The following is a 21,004-nucleotide window of genomic DNA, read 5'->3' as shown; positions in this document are numbered from 1 at the left end:
CGTTACATCTGAGATGTTGCAGTCCAATATCTCAGTTATATCAAATCCGATTGCATCCATCCTGTATTCATCTCTATTTTCTCTCTCTGTGCCCTCTGCGCTCTCTGCGGTTAAATCATTTCGATCTAACCGCAAACGATATTACATCCCATACATTGCTCGTTGCCGAACTTTTACGCAAACTTAGTCCGCACAAAATTTGCCAACCTGCGCCAATTAGCCCTCACAACTTTCTTTTGAGCTAAAATATGCAAAATCACGAAGGCTAAAAACGTGTACGCCAGCCAAAAATGTAAACTCCTTCCCACCTCAACCATTGCGGAATTCTGCGGAAACACATCCGGTAAAACAATTCCGAAAAATTTCACGTTGTTACTTTTGAAAGAGTTAGAAAAAAAGAAACCTGCAACTGGAACCAGCCACATAAAAACGTACAAAGTCGCGTGGAGAGCAAAATTTTTGTACCATTCCCGCGTAAACTTTGGCAGGCGTTTCGTATATTTTTTCCACCCTACCCGCAGCAGAGTCAAAATCCGCAAAGTCAGCAAAGCCATTGTCAGCACTCCTACAGATTTGTGAAAATCGTAAAGGGGGCCTCGAATAAACAATTCTCTCGGCAATTGAGCCATAAATGTACCGCCAACAAACAGCACTAAATAGCCAACTGACATCACCCAGTGCAAGGACATCAATTGTTTGAATGCAGAATTAAGTCGGGGTTTAGCAACTGGTTTTAGGGTAGTCACTCTTCTTTACCTCGTTAGCGTTGGCTGCACAAGATTCAGTATAAACTATATGACTAAAGCCTGCGGCAACGAAGTGCGCGATCGGAATTTACTGAATTTAATTATTGGCAATGTTTATTAAACAGTCGAATTAACTGTATTCACGATCGCCATTCGCAAGAAACAACCATCTTACGCGGGTCGATCGCCTGCCAAGCAGTTTTGAGGTATAGTATCTCCAAATCTACGGCAAAAGCTGACCCAAGAATTGCGATCGGCGCCCGGTTCATCCGCAGCCAGGGCAAATATCCCCAGCCGAAACCTAAGTAAGTCAGTCCCAACAGTAGATATTTGAATGTTATCATAGATACGTGACATACCCGACACTCATTATTGTAAACAAATAGAGTGCGGGCTTCCTCTTTCAACGGGAGAGCCTCGACGCGAGCAATCTCTAAGCTGGTCTTATCCTCCCTCCGTAGGTTTTACTCACCCGAAGGTGGTCCTAACTAGCAAGATAATTACTTATCTTCGAGGCAGACTCCCTGTGTCCCAAGGAGTAGAATTGTTGATTTTTTCACCCATCCATCAGCTCTTTTACGGCAAGAAAGGGATCTTGGGGCTACCAGTCAGAAACTGATAGGTGGTGTCTAGCATTTATACAACGGAAAGTTCGCCCACCACGGCTACTCTTATCATCCCCGCTTATTTCGATTCTATCATGGATTCGCTATCGCTCAATTTGCTTGCTGCTCGTTTTCATCCCGTCACTCATCCTGTAAACGGATAGAGTGCGGGACTTCCCACTCGTATTAGTTAAAACAATTGATTGCCAATTTTTTCCATTGTCGGGGATACTACAAGTACACAGGGGGTAATTGCTGTTTTAACTGCTGACACGGCAACGCCACCAGAAATATCTCCCGCACGCAGACGGTCTAGCAACTACTGCAACCGCTAAGACGGTTAAGATTTTCTTAATTGCCGAAACCCTTGTGGTTGATTGCAATGAAAGGTCTTCCCTCGAACGTCTTTCGTCTTCCTTCGGTCAACTGTCAACCGTCAACCGTCAACCGTCAACTGTCAACTCTTCCTTCTTCCTTCTTCCTTCTTCCTTCTTCCTTCTTCTTCTTCTTTCGGTCAACTATCAACTATCAACTGCCAACTGCCAACTGCCAACTGCCAACTGTCAACTCTTCCTTCTACAAAAACAAACACAGGGGTTGCATCGTCCGCGAAAACCAGCGTGCTGGACAAGCTGTAATTTTGTTACAAGTTGTAAATTTTTCAAATAACAGGTTAAATTTAGTTTCACAAGAAAGTTAAATTCCAGAAAGTAAAATTAATTACAGTCGAGTTAAGCTAAAAGTGTTTGCTAAAAAAAATCATTCAAGCAACCCAGAAACCAACAATTCTCACTTGACAGGTACGGGGGACGATCTCGCGGCCACGAAAGTTTCGTCCACCAAACAACAAGTCGAACAGGATTGGTATCGAACTGTCTACGATAATTTTCCGGGCATTTACTTCGTCCTAGACGCTTTGGGAAGAGTTTTTTCCCTCAATCAATTCGGCGAATCTCGCCTCGCCTACAGGTCGCAGGAATTAATTTGTCATTCAATTTTTAACATATTTTACTGCCAAGATCAAGGGAAAATGCAGTCAGAATTTGCGAGATTGGTTCACCCGACAAAAGGTACGTCAAATCCAAAAGTCGCCTGTTGGGAAGGCTGTTTGACTCGCAAAGACGGCAAAATTATGTGGGTAAAAGCAACGGCGCGCGCTTTGCCTGCGGTAGAATGGAAAATAGACGAAAATACCGATAGTCACTCTGTTGCCAATTTCCAACGGCCGGTGGTACTGTTAGTTTGCGAAGAAATTAAGGCCGCTGCGCCGGTAGCACCGCCGCCAAATTCTCAGGACAATTGGCGCCGTTCAACTTTGGCGATCGCAAAATTAGCCAAAAGTCAACTTAAAGAACGCAACAATATAGAAGAATTCATCCGCGAAGTCACGGAAACCGCTGTCAGTATTGTCAACTGCGATCGAGCCAGTATTTGGCTGTACGGGGAAGACAAAACCCAGCTTCACTGTATCGACTTTTACGAACAAAATACCAAACTCCATTCCGTACAAATAATCATCACAGCGGCCGACTGTCCGGCGTATTTTCAAGCCTTAAAATCCGTAAATGCGATCGCAACGGTGGCAGCCGAAAATGACCCGAGAACGCGAGAACTGGCAAGTCTTTATTTTGCAGATCGGGGTACGACGGCCCTGTTGAATGTACCGATTTTGCTGGCTGGTCAAATGGCTGGAATAGTCAGCGCTGAACGCCGGGGTTCCAGCATCCAGTGGACGGAAGAAGAACACGAATTAACTACAATCTTAGCAGAGTTTGTATCGTCAAGTTTGTCGGCGACCGAAAGCTTTAAATTAGAAGCTATGCGGCGCCAACAGCAGCAAAATATGCTAAGTCAATACTACGACCAACTCGAAGAAAGAGTAGAAAGACGCACGGCAGAACTCAAAAAAGCTAACAAAAAACTGGAACAAGAAATAATTAAAAGAAAACAAGTAGAAGCAGAAATGCGCCGCCAGCACCAAGAACAGCAAATTATTTTTGATTCGGTGCCGGCGATGATTTGGTACAAAGATACCGACAGCCGCTTGTTGCGAATTAATCAAGCCGCCGCTGCATCGAGAGGTTTGCCCGCAAATCAACTAGAAGGCAAATCTTTTTATGAAATCTATCCAGACGAAGCAGAACAATATTATTTAGAAGATTTAGAGGTCATCAATTCCGGCGTTCCGAAACTGGGAAAAGTCCAACTGCTGCCAACTGCCACAGGTCACAAATGCTGGGTGCGGACAGATACAATACCTTACCGCGACGAATCAGGTCAAGTGGCCGGCGTTATCGTGTTTGCAGTAGATATTACAGATTTAATTAGAGTCGAAAGAGAACTCCGAGAAAATCGCGCTCGCCTTACTGAAAAAGTTGAGAAACGCACTGCTATGTATCGGCAGGCAATGGCCGCCCTGTATTCTGCAAATACGCAAATGCAACAGCTAATTAACAACAGCTATGCCGGGGATCGTGGTAGCAGCACAGCAGCACAATTGCTCGAATGCGAAGCTTATTTTGAAGCAGTTGCCGTGGCTGACCGCGACACAATTTTGAGCGTCAGCAGGGATTTTGCCGAACTGTTCGGTTACGAACCTGCGGAAATGGTGGGAATGAGTTTGCTGGAACTGCTGTCGCCAAAATCTTACAAAATGGCGCCACAAATGATTTCTGCACCCAGCAATACAGTCTGCGAAACGATTTTTCTCAGGCGGGATGGGACTGCTTTTCCTGCTGACGTGCGTAGCAAATTTGTAGTTTGCGAAGGTCGTTTGGTGCAGGTTAAAGCAGTGCGAAATCTCACGGAACGCAAATTAATGGCAGCAGAATTAGAACGATCGCGCTCTTTGTTGCACGCTACTATGGAAGCAACGGCAGACGGTATTCTCGCTGTTACTAACGCCGGAGAATTGATTAGTTTTAATGAAAAGTTAGTTCAAATGTGGGGTATCCACGAAGAAGTTAGAAACTCACTGGATAGAACGGTGCGGCTGACGTTTCTCACTAAGCAAGTTAAAGATCCGAGGGATTTTTTACAGAGAGTTAGAGAAATTTATAGCGATGCCGAGTCCGAAGGCTGCGATATTCTCGATTTTAAAGACGGCCGGACTTTTGAGCGCTACACGCAGCCGATTCGAGTCGGACAAAATATTATTGGCAGGGTGTGGCGCTTCCGCGATATTACTTCTCGCGAAAAGGTGACGGCAATGTTGGGGGATTCTCAACGGCGCTTTCGGGCAATTTTTGATTCTTCTTTCCAATTTGTTAGCTTGCTAAAACCGGATGGCATTCTGCTGGAATCTAACCAAACTTCTCTAGATTTCGCGGGAATTAAGCTGCGGGATGTGGCAAATCGACCGTTTTGGCAGGGGCCTTGGTGGGGGGGTTCTCCGGAAGTTCGGGAACAGTTGCAAGAGGCGATTTCTCGATCGGCAAAAGGTGAATTTGTCCGCTATGAAGTGGAGGTTCAAGGGGTAAACCGCACGGCAACTATCGATTTTTCTCTCAAACCGGTGGCAGACGAAACTGGTAAAATTGTCTTGCTGCTGCCGGAAGGTCGAGATATTACTGAAAGCAAGCAGGTGCAAGTGGCTTTGCGCCAGCAAGTTGAGCGGGAACGCCTGATCGCCGAAATTCAATCTCGCATCCGTTCTTCTCTGGATCTCAAAGATATTCTTAAGACTACAGTAGCGGAAGTGCGGGAGTTTTTGGCCACGGATCGGGTGATTATTTTCCGCTTCCGACCAGATTGGAACGGGGATGTGGTGGTGGAGTCGGTGGGCGCAGGATGGATGCCGCTGATGGGGATGGCGATCGAGGATTGCTGTTTTGCTAATACTTATGTGGGACAGTATTTAAAGGGCAGAATTCGCGCTGTAGAAAACATTCAGGCTTCTAATTTTGCCGAGTGCCACGTCAATTTTTTGGCCGAGTGTCAGGTGAAGGCGAATTTGGTGGTGCCCATCGTGCAGCAGGGAATCGAACACCGCGACGGCAATCCTACTTGTCAAGTGCCGAAGTTGTGGGGTTTGTTGATTGCCCACCACTGTTCGGCGCCCCGCGAGTGGCAGCCGTTTGATATGGATTTGCTGAGTGAGTTGGCGACTCAAGTGGCGATCGCGATCGAACAATCTTTACTTTACCAGCAGTTAGCTGCTGCTAACCAGCGGTTGGACGGGTTGGCGAATTTGGACAGTCTGACTCAGCTAGCTAACCGCCGCCGGTTTGACGAGGTGATTAATCGGGAATGGGAACAGTCGAGCACTGCCGAACCCCTATCTTTGATTATGTGCGACATTGACTGTTTTAAACTTTATAACGACAATTACGGCCACCAAGCTGGGGATGCTTGTTTGCAACAAGTCGCGCGGGCGATCGGGGATGCTTGCGCCAACGCACCCGCAGAACGGCTTTATTTGGCTGCTAGGTACGGTGGCGAGGAATTTGGGGTAATTTTGCCAAATACGGATATCGCCGCTGCACAGGCTTTTGCCGAGGGAATCCGCAGGCGCGTCAAAGCTTTGGCAATTCCCCACCTCAAGTCTGTTGTCACCGATTGTGTGACTCTCAGCATGGGGGTGGCGACGATTGCTGAAGGTCAAAATTCGCCGAAAATGCTGATTGAAGCTGCTGATAAGGCGCTGTATCGGGCTAAGTCAGGCGGGCGCGATCGAGTTGTCCGTTGACAGTTGTCAGTTGACGGTTGACAGTTGTCATATCAAATCCGGTAGCATTGGAATTATTAATCTTTCTATTCTCTCTCTGTGTCCTCTGCGCCCTCTGCGGTTAAATAATTCCGATCCAACCGGAAACGATATCAGTAGTCAGTAGTCAGTAGTCATCAGCGTACCAAAAAAAACGATCGCGCCAACCGGCATAAGGTTAGGGCGATCGCGATACTATGAATCAGCATTTATATATCGGACTCGGTGCGGATTTTTACGCATTTTTACGGGTTTTGTTACAAAACTTTACTGGGCGTTGGGTAAAAATATCCAGAAATCCCTTTTCTCTACCTGCTATCAAGGTGTTTGTAGTGAGGACTTTAGTCCTCAGATTTTAGAAGGACTAAAGTCCTCACTACAAACCAAATTCCCAGTCTATTTAGCTAACAGTTTTTGAAACACTTCATACATATCTTGGGCTAACTGTTGAGGATTCCACAAAGGCGCGAGATTTTCTGGCTGCTTAGACTTAATTAAATGCTCTTTCACTGCGTTTCTCAAACCAGCATCGCGCCCAAACTTAACTCCCCACTGCGTGTATTCTTCCCAAGTCCAAGCCGCACCTACATCTAGATTTGCACTTTTAAGAAAAGCATAACCCATTCGGGAAAGATATTGGTCGCCGGATCTCGTTACTACTGGCAAATTTGCCCACAAAGCCTCTAAATTGTGAGTCCCGCCGTTGTAAGGATAGGAGTCTAACAACACGTCGGCTACATAATAGATAGCGCGATGTTCTTCTTCGCTTCGGGTTTGGCCGATAAACTTAATCCGTTCAAAATCTACTCCCTGAATATCGCATTCTTCGCGGTAAGTGCTGTGAATTATCTCCGGATCGCCTTGACCTTTGCGAATCAACATACTATCTGGTACTTGCTTAAGTATTCTAACTTGAGCTTGCACCATTTCAGGATTAGTTTTTCTGCCCGGAGCGACACAGAGATAAGCCATTTGCTCCAAGCCAATCCCCAGGGCATTTCTAATCGCCTCTCGATTCACAGGAATGCTTTGCAGTTCGCCAATTGCTACCGAACAATTAGGCAATCTCACTAACTGTTCTAAGTAATTTTTGTCAACGCCTGGGGGGTGAGTGTGTTCGTCGCAGAGAAAGTAGTGATTGTCGGAAATATAGGGCGCGTCGAATCCCAGCCAAGAAACGCAAATCCCCGCCGGATATTGGTACAATACTTCGACATTTGTCGGTACTGTCATGGAGTCTAAGTCTATTAAAACATCCAAATCGTCTTGGACTACTTCGGCGAAGATTTCGCCACCGTCAGCAAAACCGTTGGGATATTTTTGGGGCCAGTAAAACTTGCCGGCCATTTCTTCAAACCGCTGTGTAACTTCGTCTCGGTTGAGTTTACCTGTAACGTAAAGGTGAACGTGGGGAGTGATGCGGCTTACTTCCCGGATTAAGGCTTCGCTGCACCAACCTACGGAGTGGCGGCGGAAGTGTTTGGAAAGGAAACCGATTTTTAATGGGTGTTGTTTAGTTAAATATTTTGCGGATTTGATTCTGTTGCCTTGCTGTCGCTGCGGGACGGCTTTTTGGTAGTATTCTTTGGCAATTAGTCGGTAGAAACTGGCATTTTTTTCGCGGTTGTCTCGGAGGTGGGAAACTGCAAACAGGAATATTTCGTAAAGCAGTTTGAGTTCGATAACGCTAAAGGTTTCGACTTTTTCGTAGCAGAGTTGTTCGATTTCTTCGAGTTTCTCAATTGCCTGTTTGCTGACTCCTGATTGGAGGTAGGAAAAGACGTAGGCTGTGGCTGACATGACTGGGGCATTTTCACCGCAGAATTCGCAGTATTTGTCGGCGACGCTGCGGGCTCTGGCGAGGTTGGTGGAGTGGCTTAGCAAGTCGCACAGTTGTTGGTGGGCTTCGCTGTATTTGGGGTTGCATTCGATCGCCTTTTCAAAATATGCGATCGCCTCCAATGGCTTATCTTGCTTCTGAATGTGTCCCATCCGGCAGTAAACCTCTGCCCAATCCGGTTTTAAGGCTAAAGCTTGCTGGTAGCTGGTTAATGCTTCTTCCAGCTTGCCCTGCATGGACAAACAACTGCCGATGTTTGCGTGAACTTCCGGCCAATCCGGCTTAATTTTCAGAGTATTTTGATAATTGGCAATCGCTGCTTCGTAGTTGTATTGCTGCATGAAAGAGTTGGCTAAATTGAAGTGCAGCACTTCTAATTCGGGTTTTAAAGCAACAGCTTGCTGGTATGCAATGATGGCAGCATCGAAATTTCCTTGCTGCGATCGCGCGCTGGCAATGTTACCATAGGCCTCTGCCCAATCCGGTTTAATGGCGATCGCCTTTTCGTAGCTTGCGATCGCTTCGTCGCGCTTGCCTTGAGTAAAAAGTCGGTTTCCCAGGTTAAAGTGGAAGTCGGCACCGACAAGCTGCGGGTTGAGCTCGGATGTTCTCTGAAAACAGGCGATCGCACCGTCGATGTTGCCGTGTTTGTGATATACTTTGCCTAAATTCCAGTGAGCGCCCGCTAAATCTGGACTCAGAACTATCGCTTGTTGGTAATGGGCGATCGCCTCTTCCAAACGATTCATTTTGAAATACATACTGCCGATATTCGCGCGCACTTCCGCAAAATTTGGCTGCAATTCCAAAGCTTGAGAATACGATCGAATCGCAGCTTCAATTTTACCCACCGCTTGCAAAGCATTGCCTAAAGTTACGTAAGCATGGGTGTAATCAGGTCGAATTTTGATCGCTTGGTGGCACGCTGCGATCGCCTCTTGAATTTTCCCTTTAACTAAAAAGTTTTCTGCCAGTTTTTTATACTGTTCTACTTCTTGAAAATTAGCAACTTGCGCGATATCTGGAACATTCAGCGAGGTAACTTGTTCGGAAACTTCAGCCGGGTTAGTAAACGGAGTATTTAAATTTTCAGGATTAGGTGCTGGCGGCAAATTGATACTCGAAGGCTGCAATCCATAGCCTTCATCTTTGCTGACAGATACTGGTTGTTGTTCGTCAGATTCTGTTTCTAATGCGAGAAATTTGCTATCGGTAGTTTCTTGCTGTTTTTGCGCGGTTAAACTGGATATTTTATCTGCCGCGCTGGCATTTTCCGGTTGCAGTAGCAGCACTTTTTGGCAGCAAGCAATTGCCCCATCTAACTTTCCTTGCTGCTGCAAAACGCCAGCCAGCATCAAATTCACCGAGCACAAACCGGGATTAATAGCAAGAGCTTGTTCGTAAGCCTTTGCCGCCTGTTCTAATTGCCCTAACTTGTAATACATACTGCCGAGATTCGCGCTGGCTTCTGCTAAATTCGGCTGAAGTTGTAAAGCTTGCAAATAAGCTTGAATTGCCATTTCTAGCTGGTTTTGCCCGTGCAGGGCATTGCCCGCTGTCAGGTAAGCAGGAGCAAAATTCGGTTGAAATTTGATAGCGAGGTTGCATTGCGCGATCGCGCGATCGAATTCTCCTTGCAAAACATAAACTTCCGCCAACTTTTTATGAACTTCCGCATCTTTAGGATCCAACTCTAAAGCTTTCTGATAACTCTCGATGGCGCCACCGAGAACTCCTCTATCTTTCAGGAGATTTCCCTTGACAAAATATGTTTGAGCTGATTCTAAATCCACCAAAAACTCTTGGATCATTTGCTCTGCCACTCTTAAAGGTTTTACACTAATACTATTCAACCATTCTACCCACTCTCGGGCTCGCACAGACCAAGTACACCCTCGATTGATATATTCTACCTGCTGTCTCAGATGAGTTTCAGCAGTAGCACTACCCGCCCCCGTACAATCTTTTAAAACTTCGACTGTCGCATCTAAAAACCGCCTTGTATATCCCTCCCAATCCGGTGTTCCTGCACGCTTCCAATTAATTACCGATGCCAAATTTTTTACCCCTGACATGGAAACTAGACGCGCAAATCCAGCCGTTGTTTCCGGCAAAGCTGCCAATTCACTCGTCACAATGCGGCAACCGCTGGCCATCGCCTCCATCACCGCAATAGATGACGTTTCCAGATAGCTATTCGGGTAAGCTAAAACCGCGACTGAACGCAGTTGCCGGACGAGTTCGGGTTGCGGCACAGAACCGACATACTCGACACCTTCTATTTCCTGACACTCTTCGTAAAGTCCATCGAAACAAAGCTGATTATCATTGTCGTCTATTTGGTGTACTTTCATGCTAGAAAATACTTTTAATCTGGTTCCGGGGACAGCTTGACGAATTTCGGGAAAAACATTTAATAAAATATCCAGCCCGCGAAACGGAGTGCTAGTGTAAGCTAGAATGGGCGGTTGAGATTTTTGAGACTGGATCGAAATATTATCGGCAAAAATGTTAGCAAAACAAGGTGCAATCGCATTTCTTAAAACATAACTGCGATTGGAGTCAATCCCAAAAAGAGCGTGAAATTGCTCGCGCTGCCACTCGCTGACAAAAACCAAAGCATCACAAGCATTAATTTCTCGCTCATTCTTGAAACCGTCAAGAAAAACAAAGTCAGGTTCGTTATGAATCCACAAAATCAAGTTAGTCTGTTGACCCAAAAGAGGCTTGATTTCCAGTGCCTTACCAACTACATTGACAACAACCAAAAAATCGAGCGATCGCAATAATTCCAAATTAGCCTCGTCCGCCACCCGCTGCCTGCAATCAACACCGCGCGACATCCCCGACTCGGAAGTATTGTTGAGTAGAAATACCTCATTTCCCAGGGCTGCCAACGCCTCAGCTAAATAACAAATAGCCGACTGAGTGCCGCCCAAAGGTTCGCGGTAAGGAGTTTCAATATTGTAATCCCAAGTATAGGTATCGAGAAATCCGATTTTCATTGTGGCAATTATCCGCCGATTTGTGAACTGTATTTTTTATTGAACCGCAGAGGGCGCAGAGGACACAGAGAAGAAAGAGAGAAGTTTCCAATTAAAATAATTTGCAACTTCCCTCTCTTATCCTTCTGATTCCTCTCTGCGTTCTCTGCGTTCTCTGTGGTCAAATAAATCTATATTTCCCATTTCATTGTGGCAATTGTCCGCCGATTTGTGAACTGTATTTTTTTTATTGAACCGCAGAGGGCGCAGAGGACACAGAGAAGTTTCCAATTAAAATAATTTGCAACTTCCCTCTCTTATCCTTCTGATTCCTCTCTGCGTTCTCTGCGTTCTCTGCGGTTAAATAAATCTATATTTCCCATTTCATTGTGGCAATTATCCGCCGATTTGTGAACTGTATTTTTTTATTGAACCGCAGAGGGCGCAGAGGACACAGAGAAGTTTCCAATTAAAATAATTTGCAACTTCCCTCTCTTATCCTTCTGATTCCTCTCTGCGTTCTCTGCGTTCTCTGTGGTTAAATAAATTCATCATCAATGGTATAATCTTAAAATTATTGAGGATTACCGAACATGACGACAGAACAAGACCCCGTAAAATTGATGAAACAGCAAGTTGGCTTTGCTGCTGCCGATCGCGTAAAATCTGGTATGATTGTCGGACTCGGCACGGGGTCAACTACAGCTTATACTATTCAAGCATTGGGCGATCGCATAAAATCCGGCGAACTCAAAGATATCAAAGGAGTTCCCACATCCTTTCAATCAGAAGTATTAGCCAAACAGTACGGAGTACCGCTGGCAACCCTCGACGAAGTTGACAGAATTGACGTAGCCATTGACGGCGCTGACGAAGTAGATCCGCACCTCAACTTAATTAAAGGTGGTGGCGCCGCCCACACCCGCGAAAAAGTAGTCGATTGTCTTGCTGCTCAGTTTATTGTAGTAGTTGACAGTTCCAAAATGGTAGATAAATTGGGTTCGACTTTTCGCGTCCCCATTGAAGTTATACCAATGGCAATTACGCCAGTTACTCGCGCGATCGAACAATTGGGTGGCAAACCAGAACTCCGCATGGGAATCAGAAAAGCAGGCCCGGTAATTACCGACCAAGGTAACATGGTAATTGACGTTAAATTTGATAACATTGACAATCCTGCGGAATTAGAAAAGACTTTGAACAACATTCCCGGCGTGTTAGAAAATGGCTTGTTTGTCAACTGTACTGATTTAGTTTTGGTTGGCGAAATTAAAGACGGCAAACCCGTAGTCCGCGAGATTTCTAAATAGATAACTTGACTTTGATTGTCAAAATACAGGGGTTTAAACCCCTGTATGAGCGAGGAATATTTTTAGGGTGGTTTATAAATCTCCATCCTAAAAACCAGGCGATTCATCTGTCAACTGTCAACTGTCAACTGTCAACTGTTTATGATGCAATATCGCAGATTCGGCCGCACAGAATTATCCATGCCCGTCTTTTCCTGCGGCGGCATGAGATATCACCACAAATGGCAAGATGTACCAGCAAATGAAATTCCCCCAGACAATCAACAAAATCTAGAATCGACAATTCGCTACTCAATCGAATGCGGCATCAATCACATAGAAACTGCTCGCGGTTACGGCACTTCTGAGATGCAGTTGGGGTGGATTTTGCCGCAGTTCCCCCGCGAAAACTTGATAGTTCAAACGAAAGTTTGTCCTCAAGCCAACTCCGAGGCATTTCGCGAAGAATTTGATAAATCCTTAGCTTATTTACAGCTAGAATATGTCGATTTATTTTGCATACACGGCATTAATACCTGGGAATTGCTAGAGGATTCTATGCGCCCGGGCGGCTGCTTGGATGTGGCAAAAGAATTGCAAGCAGAAGGCAAAGTTCGGTTTATTGGTTTTTCAACTCACGGCCCTACGGATGTGATTGTCAAAACCATTGAAACCAATCAATTCGATTATCTGAACTTGCACTGGTATTACATCAATCAAAATAATTGGCCCGCAATTGAAGCTGCCAAACGTCACGACATGGGCGTTTTTATTATCAGTCCTTCCGACAAAGGCGGTCAACTTTACAACCCGCCGCAAAAGTTGGTAGATTTGTGCTATCCACTGAGTCCGATGGTGTTTAACGATCTGTTTTGTTTGTCACACCCGCAAGTACACACTTTGAGTTTGGGTGCAGCCAAACCTGAAGATTTTAACGAGCATCTAAAAGCTGTAGAATTGTTAGATAAAGCCGATGAAATTTTGCCACCGATATTAGCAAGGTTGGAAAATGCAGCAATTGATAAATTAGGAGAAGATTGGTTTAAAACTTGGGATGTCGGTTTACCAACTATCGAAAATACTCCCGGAGAGGTTAACATTCGAGTGATTTTGTGGCTGTGGAATTTGGCGAATGCTTACGGTACGATCGACTATTGCAAGATGCGCTACAACCTTTTGGGTAACGCCAGTCACTGGTTTCCGGGCAAAAAAGCCGATCGCCTCAACGAATTAGACTTGCGCCGCTGTCTCGCCCACAGCCCCCACGCTGCCAAAATCCCTGGTATATTGCAAAAGGCCGATCGACTTTTTGGAGGCGAAGCCGTGCAGCGCTTATCCCAAGAATAATCGAAAAAACCCGGTTTCGAGACGGAAACCGGGTTTGTGAGCCGGAACACGTGAGACTTATGTACACGTACCTCATTAGCCTATACTTGAGGTGCTCTCACCAACATCACCCATCCGTCTCATCCTTTCGGGCGATAAGGCAGTAGTTATTAGTTATTGGTTATTGGTTATTAGTCATTAGTCATTAGTCATTAGTCATTAGTGTTGTCCCCGAAGAGCGAACGCTTTTTGTCAACTGTCAACTGTCAACTGTCAACTGTCAACTGTCATATGACTACCTCATCTTTCTAAAAAAGGCTATATAATTTTTTCCCAAACTTTCTCCCCTTTTGCTTTAATCTGAGATAAAACAGTTAATAATTCACTTAGGGATCTTTTATGACACTCCAACGCCGAGATTTCTTGTATTTGCTAACAGCCACCGTCGGAGCTATTACCGCAGGTGCTTGCCAAGCGTCAGGCAATAGTGTAGCGCAAGCAAGTCCATCCCCAGAAAGCCCAAAAATAGCCCAAACTCCCGGGCCTTTTACACTACCGCCTCTGCCTTACGAATACAACGCTTTAGAACCGCACATCGATGCGCGGACAATGCAATTTCACCACGACAAACACCACGCAGCTTACGTTAAAAACCTCAACGATGCTGTCAATAAATACCCGAATCTTAAAAACGTGAGTGTTGAAAATATGCTCAAAGATTTGAGCAAAGTGCCGGAAGATATTCGCACAACTGTACGCAATAATGGCGGCGGACACCTCAATCACAGTATGTTTTGGGAAATCATGAGTCCCAAAGGCGGCGGCGAACCCACAGGAGCAATTGCCACAGCAATTAAGCAAAATTTCGGCAGTGTTGAGGATTTTAAAGCCAAGTTCAACGAGGCTGGTACTAAGCGTTTTGGCAGTGGCTGGGTGTGGCTAGTTCGCAATAAAGCTGGCAAGCTTGAGATTACAACTACTGGCAATCAAGACAGTCCTTTCAGTGATGGGAACTATCCCATTATGGGCAATGATGTTTGGGAACACGCTTATTATCTCAAATACCAAAACCTGCGTGCAGACTACTTAAAGGCTTGGTGGAATGTGGTTAATTGGCCGGAAATTAATAAACGCTACGAAAAGGCGATCGGTTAGTTTAACAAAGATACAGTGGCGGTTGTTTCAACCGCTATTGTATCTAAAATGGCTTCCGCTAGCGAATCGGGCGATCGAGCTTTTGTACAGTTTTCCGCAAGTAAACGCAGTGCCGCGCGCCCTGACTCGCAGGCGTGGTGAATGATTCGACTGACTCAAGCGTACCGCCCAAATGCTCGATCGCACTTTGCAACTCTTCCTCTTCCTCTACCGTCCAATTTCCCCGGTAAAGTACCGCCAAACCGCCGTTTTTCAGGAAAGGCAGCGCGTATTTAGCGCACAGAGAAGCTGCCCCAACCGCCCTAAGAAATGCGAAATCGTAAGCTTGTCTGTGCTGCGGTTGTCGGGCAATTTCATCGGATCTGCCTAGCAAAGTCGCAGCATTTTTTATCCCTAAAGACGGCAAAACCGTGTCCAAGAAAGTAATTTTCTTGCGAGTTGAATCCAAGAGAGTGACTGATAAATGCGGAAGGGCGATCGCAATTGGCAACCCTGGAAAACCGCCACCAGTCCCGATATCGATCGCTTTCAACACCGACTCTGCGGGAATTTCGGCATTTTCAGCCGAATTGTGATTAACCGGCAGCAGTCTCGCAATTCCCCGCAGAGAATCCCACAAATGTTTTTCCCAAAACTCGACAGGTTCAGTAATTCGAGTTAAATTCAAGGAACGATTGCCTTCAACAATTAACTCATAAAGCCGCTGAAATTGTTGCTGCTGCGACTTATCCGGCTCCCAATTCAGCGTTTTTTGCCACAACTCATTCATTTGGGGTAACATCATAATTTCTGTCTGGTTCATCTTTTAATAACCATCGAAAGAACTAATGACAAAGTTTGCGACTTCTTAACCTCGCACAACTGTCAACTGTCAACTGCCTACTGACTTACAAAACTCGTTTCCTTAACCTCTAACTTCGCGCGATCGACCTCCTGCAAATCCCCGTGGTCTAACGTCCAAAACTTATCAGCAACGCTCAATAAATCGCTAGCATCGTGAGTAACAATCAACAAAGTCCAGTGATTTTTTAACTTACCCAACAAGCTTACCAACTGTCGGCGCATCGACCAATCCAAACCCGCCGTCGGTTCGTCCAAAAGTAGCAAATGTGGCTGGCGAATTAGCTGCACCGCCAGGGCCACCCGGCGCTGTTGTCCGCCACTTAAAGCGTGGGGAGAAGCGCGCAGCGGCAAATGTGCCAACCCAACTTCTTTCATCGCTGAGTGAATTTGTTCTTGTCCCAATTCGGGATGTCCCAGTCGCAATTCTTCTAAAATTGTCCCCCCACAAAAATGTCTTTCAGGAAACTGGAACACTAAACCTCCTAACTGTTGCAAGTGTTCCGGTGTTAATTCTTGTTCGCGCCAGCGGATGTCGCCGCTAGTTTTTTCTGCTAAACCTGCTAAGATTTCTAAGAGCGTACTTTTGCCAGAACCGCTGCGGCCGACTATCAGCCCCATTTGCTGCGATGGCAGTTCTAAGTTGATGTTTTTCAAAATAGCATTCGGACAGGCTGTAGGATGATAGACTAAGTTTTTGAGATAAAGCATTAACGTAATTGGGAATAGGGCATTGGGCATTGGGCATTGGGCATTGAGCATTGGGCATTGGGCATTGGTAATTGGCAATCGTGTATCCCTCAGCTTCTGGTTGTGCTATTAATAGTTAAGGTTGTTTCTGGCTGGTGCCGATCGCCCAAATTTATTTTACATAAATCTTTACAAAATTTTCGTTTTTTTCAGGCTTGGAGTTTGATTATTGACATTTTTTATGGTATATTTTGATAATGGAAATCTGTGCGTTCATATATATTATAATTCACACTACCATTATTAAAATATACCGCAACAGCCATAAAAAATCAAGCAAATTTAACTCTTTTTTGCTAGCGGCCCGATAGTCTGAGAACGTAACTCTCTTGTTTCTAGTTTACAGTATATTTCATTGAGAGAATTGACTATGACGAAAAACCATTTAGCAGCGCTGGGCAAGCAAATGTTAAGTTACAAACAGACAGTACGGGCGATCGCCTGTGGAAGTGCGATCGCCCTGGGCATCTGCATAAACTCCGCAGTAGCCGGCGATCCCTTCCGCACTCTTCACCAGCAGGCGATCGGGCCAAACACCGAAACCGCCTTCAAAACAATGTTTCAGCAAGGAAACTACAAACAAGCAAAAGCCCAAGTTCAACAAGCACTATCAGCAGAACCAAACGAACCCCTAGCCTATGCAATGGCAGCCTCATTATCCTACATCGAGCAAGACTTAAACTCGATGAATACCTACGCTCAAAAAACCCGCGAAGTCGGCGAAAAATTGACCAAGACTAACCCCTTGCGCGGCAACATTTACACAGCAGCAGGTCACTTTCTAGAAGGAGCAAATGCCATAGCCAAAGAAGGAACAGCCAAAGGCGCGCCCCAAGCACTCAACAAACTGCGAGTAGTATTTCAATACCTAGATGCAGCAGAAAAAATAGCGCCGAACGACCCAGAACTCAACCTGCTAAAAGGCTACATGGACTTAATGCTAGCCTCAAACCTACCATTTTCCAACCCCAGCGACGCCATTAAACGACTGGAAGAAAAAGCCTCGCCCCGCTACTTAGCCTATCGCGGCATGGCCGTAGGCTATCGAGACTTAAAAAAATACGATCGCGCTTTAGAATTTGCCAACAAGTCCCTAGCCGAAACACCCACAAACCCCGAAATCCTTTATCTCAAAGCACAAGTCTTATCTGCTCAAGCCAAGACTCAATCCAACAACAAAACCATACTTGAGGAAGCCCGAAAAAACTTCGACGCCGCCTTAGCAAAACCAGACCAACTACCGCGCAGCTTAGTAGCCGAAATCTTCTTTCAGCAGTGCAAAACCCGCAACCGTCTCGACAGCAAATCTCGCGATTGTGACCCGATGCGCGATAAAATTAGAGATGCAGATGGAGTCTGGGGGCCGACGGCTTTACCACCACTATAAACAGTTGACAGTTGACAGTTGACAGTTGACAGTTGACAGTTGTAGGGGCAGTGCCCCCGTGCCTGCCCTCTTAGTTGACAGTTGGCGGTTGTTATTAACCAGAGTAAAAATTGATGAAAGTAGAGTTTCGCGAATTTAATCCCTTTGACTTGTGGATTTGGCTGAAGTTCAGCAACGTGCCTTCAAACGGCGAAAAACAGTATGTAGAAGAAGTGTTTGATTCTTGGTTTTTTTTGGGAAAACTGGGAGGATTTAATGCGGAAAATTTGCAAGTTCAAGATGAAGGCTTAGACATCAGCGATATGAATTACGATGTTAATCTAGCCGACCAAAGCATGATGGCTTTGATGCACAATATGGGAGAAATGGAGTATGAAGGTTCTTGGGGTCGCTGCTGGTTTGATTTAGGTACTAGCGATGCGATCGGTCTCGATGTTTTGATTAATGTTTTTCAGCAACTTAGCAAAGAATTTGTGACTATTGAAGAACTAATTATCGGTGGCGAGAATGCAGATTGGCCTGTTGACAATAGAAGGAAGAGAGAAGGTTTTGAGCCTGATAATTAACTGTTAGCACGATAGGGATGACAGGCATAGACGAATAATGACTGATGGCTAATACCAAATCCTAGTTAGCCACCCCCTTTATGATACAGTAGGGTGCGTCGCTGTGCGATTCGTTGCATCAGGGTCAGAATTGTCGATCGCGATGCACCCTACTATTACGCTTGTCTAAAGGGATATGATACGCGGACTTGGTATAATTATGCAACCCGGTAAAATTCGTGTAATTGTTTTAGGATTAATTCGATCGCGCGATCGCATTTTCGTTTCCCAATTCAAAGATCCGGTAAAACAAGGCACATTGTATCGAGCTTTGGGTGGAGGCGTAGAATTCGGAGAACACAGCCTCGACGCTTTGCAAAGAGAGTTTCAAGAAGAAATTCAAGCCGAGTTAACAAATATCAAATATTTAGCTTGTTTGGAAAGCTTCTTTATTTTTAATGGCCAAGCCGGACACGAATTAATACAACTCTACCAGTGCGATTTTGTGGATACCAAATTCTATGAATTGGCAAGTTTAGATTTTGCAGACGGTAACTTGAAATGTACCGCACTTTGGATGCCTGTTGACCGATTTCGCTCGGGAGAATTGCGCCTAGTTCCAGAAAGCTTTCTCGACTATTGCCAAGACTGATAACTATAGCCTTTATCAAAAAGATGACGTACTCATGGGATAAGGTATAGGCCAAACCGGGCATAGGCCAAACCGGGCATAGCTTACCAGGCTTGAGAAGCGCTATAAATCGCTCCAAATCCCAACAAGCAAATACATTAGAATCAATTTTTACTCAAAATATGTGCAGTAGAGGCGGGTTTTACCCAAATACTTTGCCACAATTCACAAAATAGATAAACCCGCCCCCTTTCTTTTTGTCCGCTGCTCTTCCTTCCAACTAGAGATTGCTGTCAACTGTCAACTGTCAACTGAACTTTCTCTACCTTACTCTGGGAAGCGTACCCAAAACTTGATACAGCAAAGAGTTAATAAAAGTGAGGGCTAAAGCACCAAGCAAAGCACTCCAAATTCCCCACCGCAATCTAAATCCTTCGACTAGCCAAGCCGCCAATCCAAAGATAGCAGCGTTGATAACAATCATAAACAAACCAAAAGTTAGCAACAAAGCTGGAAAAGTAAACAACATAAAAATCGGCCGCAATAAAGCATTCAGCAATCCAAAAACTGCCGCCGAAACCATCGCTTTGCCAAAACTGTCAATATCCACGCCTATGGGTAACTTGGAAATAATAAAAAAGCTCACAGATGTTACCAACCAAGCAATTACCAGCGAAACGATATCTATGTGCACGTGCTTATCTCCTTAAAAGACTAAACATTAAATCGGAACAACAGCACATCCCCCTCTTGTACAACATACTCTTTTCCTTCACTGCGAACTAAGCCTTTTTCCTTAGCTGCATTCATTGCGCCCGTAGCCACCAAATCTTCATAACCGACTGTTTCGGCCCGGATGAAACCCCGCTCAAAATCAGAGTGAATTACCCCCGCAGCTTGTGGCGCTAACATTCCTGCGATAATCGTCCAAGCGCGAGTTTCCTTAGGCCCGCTAGTGAAATAAGTCCGCAAACCCAATAATTCGTAAGTAGCTCGAATCAAAGATTTTAAGCCACCTTCTTTCACCCCCAGAGATTCGAGGAAATCAGCTCGTTCTTCCTCTGGTAGCTCTACCAATTCTGACTCAACTTGCGCCGAAACTATGACAACCTTAGCATTTTCTTTAGCTGCTATTTCCCGGACTTGTTCGACATAGCTATTTCCGGTTCCCAAATCGTCTTCAGACACGTTCGCCGCATAGACGATCGGCTTGTTTGTTAACAATTCTAAACCTTTAACTAATTCTGCTTCTTCGTCAGTTAAACTGGACTGGCGTACTGGTTTTTCTGCATTCAAAACCACAACCAACTTTTCAAGCACGTTTACTTCTGCTTGAGCTTCCTTGTTGTTGCGGGCTTGTTTGCGAGTGCGATCGAGCCGGCGTTCAATTTGAGCTAAATCTGCTAAAATCAGTTCGAGATTGATAATGTCAATATCTCGCTGGGGATCGACAGAACCGGAAACGTGGATGATATCATCATTGTCAAAACAGCGGACAACGTGGACGATCGCATCTACAGCCCGAATGTGAGACAAAAACTGATTTCCCAGCCCTTCCCCCTGACTCGCACCCTTCACCAAACCCGCAATATCGACAAACTCCATCCGCGTGGGCACAGTTTGCACAGAATTGGAAATATTGCTCAGCACCTTCAACCGTTCGTCGGGTACTGCCACGATACCCGTATTTGGCTCGATCGTACAAAAAGGAAAATTAGCAGCAGTCGCCTTGGCATTAGCCACCAAAGCATTAAACAGAGTAGATTTGCCAACATTAGGCAGTCCGACAATTCCGGCAGTAAGCATAGCTATTTAGAAACATATCACTGTTTCAAAATATCATAAGTATCCGCAATATATTGGACAAGCCACCCCAAATCTCAAGCCTGTGTTCGGCTAAATATCTAACTTGAGGTAGATGGCTGAACGGTTTGCAAGTGGTTTCCCAAAAAAAGCGATCGCCCGAAACCTGTCCCTGTCCCTTATTTATCAACAAATTGGGGACTTGCAAGAAACTCGGTTTGGGCGATCGACCTCACAAATTCTGTTAAACTTCCCGAAGCACTAAAACATTAGGCGTTGCTGAATCAGGGTATGAGAGAAGAAAAAATATGAGATTGGGGTCGAAAATGATTTCTCTTATTTTGATTGGGAATTGGAACATCTCCAAATTTCAGATAATGAATTAGTAATTTAATTGA

15 protein-coding genes are annotated in these 21,004 nt (G+C 45.2%); 8 read left to right on the top strand and 7 right to left on the bottom strand.

All coding sequences use genetic code 11. The annotated features are described in order from the left end of the window. Positions 1-173: 173 nt before the first annotated feature. Together QZ918_RS24160 and QZ918_RS24155 are read right to left on the bottom strand one after the other, a co-directional pair. On the bottom strand, positions 174-746 hold the full coding sequence (locus tag QZ918_RS24160) for a cytochrome b (protein WP_293339161.1): 573 nt from the start codon (positions 744-746) through the stop codon (positions 174-176). A 140-nt stretch (positions 747-886) separates the two neighbouring features. Next, the gene (locus QZ918_RS24155; RefSeq protein WP_293339159.1) at positions 887-1,090 is read right to left on the bottom strand and encodes a hypothetical protein; all 204 of its coding nucleotides are present in this window, start codon (positions 1,088-1,090) and stop codon (positions 887-889) included. A gap of 643 nt (positions 1,091-1,733) precedes the next feature. On the opposite strand from QZ918_RS24155, the gene QZ918_RS24150 reads away from it, so the two are divergent. Then, the gene (locus QZ918_RS24150) at positions 1,734-2,051 is read left to right on the top strand and encodes a hypothetical protein (protein ID WP_293339156.1); all 318 of its coding nucleotides are present in this window, start codon (positions 1,734-1,736) and stop codon (positions 2,049-2,051) included. 42 nt (positions 2,052-2,093) lie between these two features. Beyond that, the gene (locus QZ918_RS24145; RefSeq protein WP_293339154.1) at positions 2,094-6,038 is read left to right on the top strand and encodes a PAS domain S-box protein; all 3,945 of its coding nucleotides are present in this window, start codon (positions 2,094-2,096) and stop codon (positions 6,036-6,038) included. Between the two features lie 414 nt (positions 6,039-6,452). Here the strand turns inward: QZ918_RS24145 and QZ918_RS24140 are convergent, their stop codons facing one another. Continuing rightward, positions 6,453-10,901 (bottom strand): tetratricopeptide repeat protein, encoded by a 4,449-nt coding sequence (locus QZ918_RS24140; protein WP_293339151.1) that lies wholly within the window; start codon positions 10,899-10,901, stop codon positions 6,453-6,455. A gap of 572 nt (positions 10,902-11,473) precedes the next feature. Between QZ918_RS24140 and rpiA the strand changes: the two genes are divergently transcribed. The 3 genes from rpiA (at position 11,474) to QZ918_RS24125 (ending at position 14,650) form a co-directional block, all read left to right on the top strand. After that, positions 11,474-12,190 carry a ribose-5-phosphate isomerase RpiA gene (gene rpiA / locus QZ918_RS24135; RefSeq protein ID WP_293339149.1) on the top strand — a complete coding sequence of 239 codons (717 nt, stop codon included), beginning with the start codon at positions 11,474-11,476 and terminating at the stop codon, positions 12,188-12,190. A gap of 141 nt (positions 12,191-12,331) precedes the next feature. After that, on the top strand, positions 12,332-13,516 hold the full coding sequence (locus QZ918_RS24130; RefSeq protein ID WP_293339147.1) for an aldo/keto reductase: 1,185 nt from the start codon (positions 12,332-12,334) through the stop codon (positions 13,514-13,516). Between the two features lie 378 nt (positions 13,517-13,894). Further along, the gene (locus tag QZ918_RS24125; protein ID WP_293339145.1) at positions 13,895-14,650 is read left to right on the top strand and encodes a Fe-Mn family superoxide dismutase; all 756 of its coding nucleotides are present in this window, start codon (positions 13,895-13,897) and stop codon (positions 14,648-14,650) included. Positions 14,651-14,708: 58 nt separating this feature from the next. Here the strand turns inward: QZ918_RS24125 and rsmG are convergent, their stop codons facing one another. Beyond that, on the bottom strand, positions 14,709-15,452 hold the full coding sequence (rsmG, locus tag QZ918_RS24120; protein ID WP_293339142.1) for a 16S rRNA (guanine(527)-N(7))-methyltransferase RsmG: 744 nt from the start codon (positions 15,450-15,452) through the stop codon (positions 14,709-14,711). A gap of 77 nt (positions 15,453-15,529) precedes the next feature. After that, positions 15,530-16,201: an ABC transporter ATP-binding protein gene (locus tag QZ918_RS24115; RefSeq protein WP_293339185.1), complete on the bottom strand. Its 672-nt coding sequence runs from the start codon at positions 16,199-16,201 to the stop codon at positions 15,530-15,532. 409 nt (positions 16,202-16,610) lie between these two features. On the opposite strand from QZ918_RS24115, the gene QZ918_RS24110 reads away from it, so the two are divergent. From QZ918_RS24110 to QZ918_RS24100, 3 genes are all read left to right on the top strand, one after another. Continuing rightward, positions 16,611-17,627: a Sll0314/Alr1548 family TPR repeat-containing protein gene (locus QZ918_RS24110; protein WP_293339140.1), complete on the top strand. Its 1,017-nt coding sequence runs from the start codon at positions 16,611-16,613 to the stop codon at positions 17,625-17,627. Positions 17,628-17,740: 113 nt separating this feature from the next. After that, a complete protein-coding gene (locus QZ918_RS24105; protein WP_293339138.1) occupies positions 17,741-18,193 on the top strand; it encodes a DUF3531 family protein in 453 nt (150 codons plus the stop codon). 199 nt (positions 18,194-18,392) lie between these two features. Further along, the gene (locus QZ918_RS24100) at positions 18,393-18,824 is read left to right on the top strand and encodes an NUDIX hydrolase (protein WP_293339136.1); all 432 of its coding nucleotides are present in this window, start codon (positions 18,393-18,395) and stop codon (positions 18,822-18,824) included. A 301-nt stretch (positions 18,825-19,125) separates the two neighbouring features. On the opposite strand, the gene QZ918_RS24095 is transcribed toward QZ918_RS24100, so the two are convergent. Beyond that, complete coding sequence (locus QZ918_RS24095) at positions 19,126-19,491, bottom strand: phage holin family protein (protein WP_293339182.1); 366 nt, start codon at positions 19,489-19,491, stop codon at positions 19,126-19,128. Positions 19,492-19,517: 26 nt separating this feature from the next. After that, complete coding sequence (gene ychF, locus QZ918_RS24090; RefSeq protein ID WP_293339134.1) at positions 19,518-20,609, bottom strand: redox-regulated ATPase YchF; 1,092 nt, start codon at positions 20,607-20,609, stop codon at positions 19,518-19,520. Between the last annotated feature and the right edge of the window lie 395 nt (positions 20,610-21,004).

Origin of the sequence: Microcoleus sp. CAWBG58 (assembly GCF_020883045.1) — a bacterium.
Classification (GTDB): domain Bacteria; phylum Cyanobacteriota; class Cyanobacteriia; order Cyanobacteriales; family Microcoleaceae; genus Microcoleus.
This window is presented reverse-complemented; position numbering and strand designations above follow the sequence as displayed.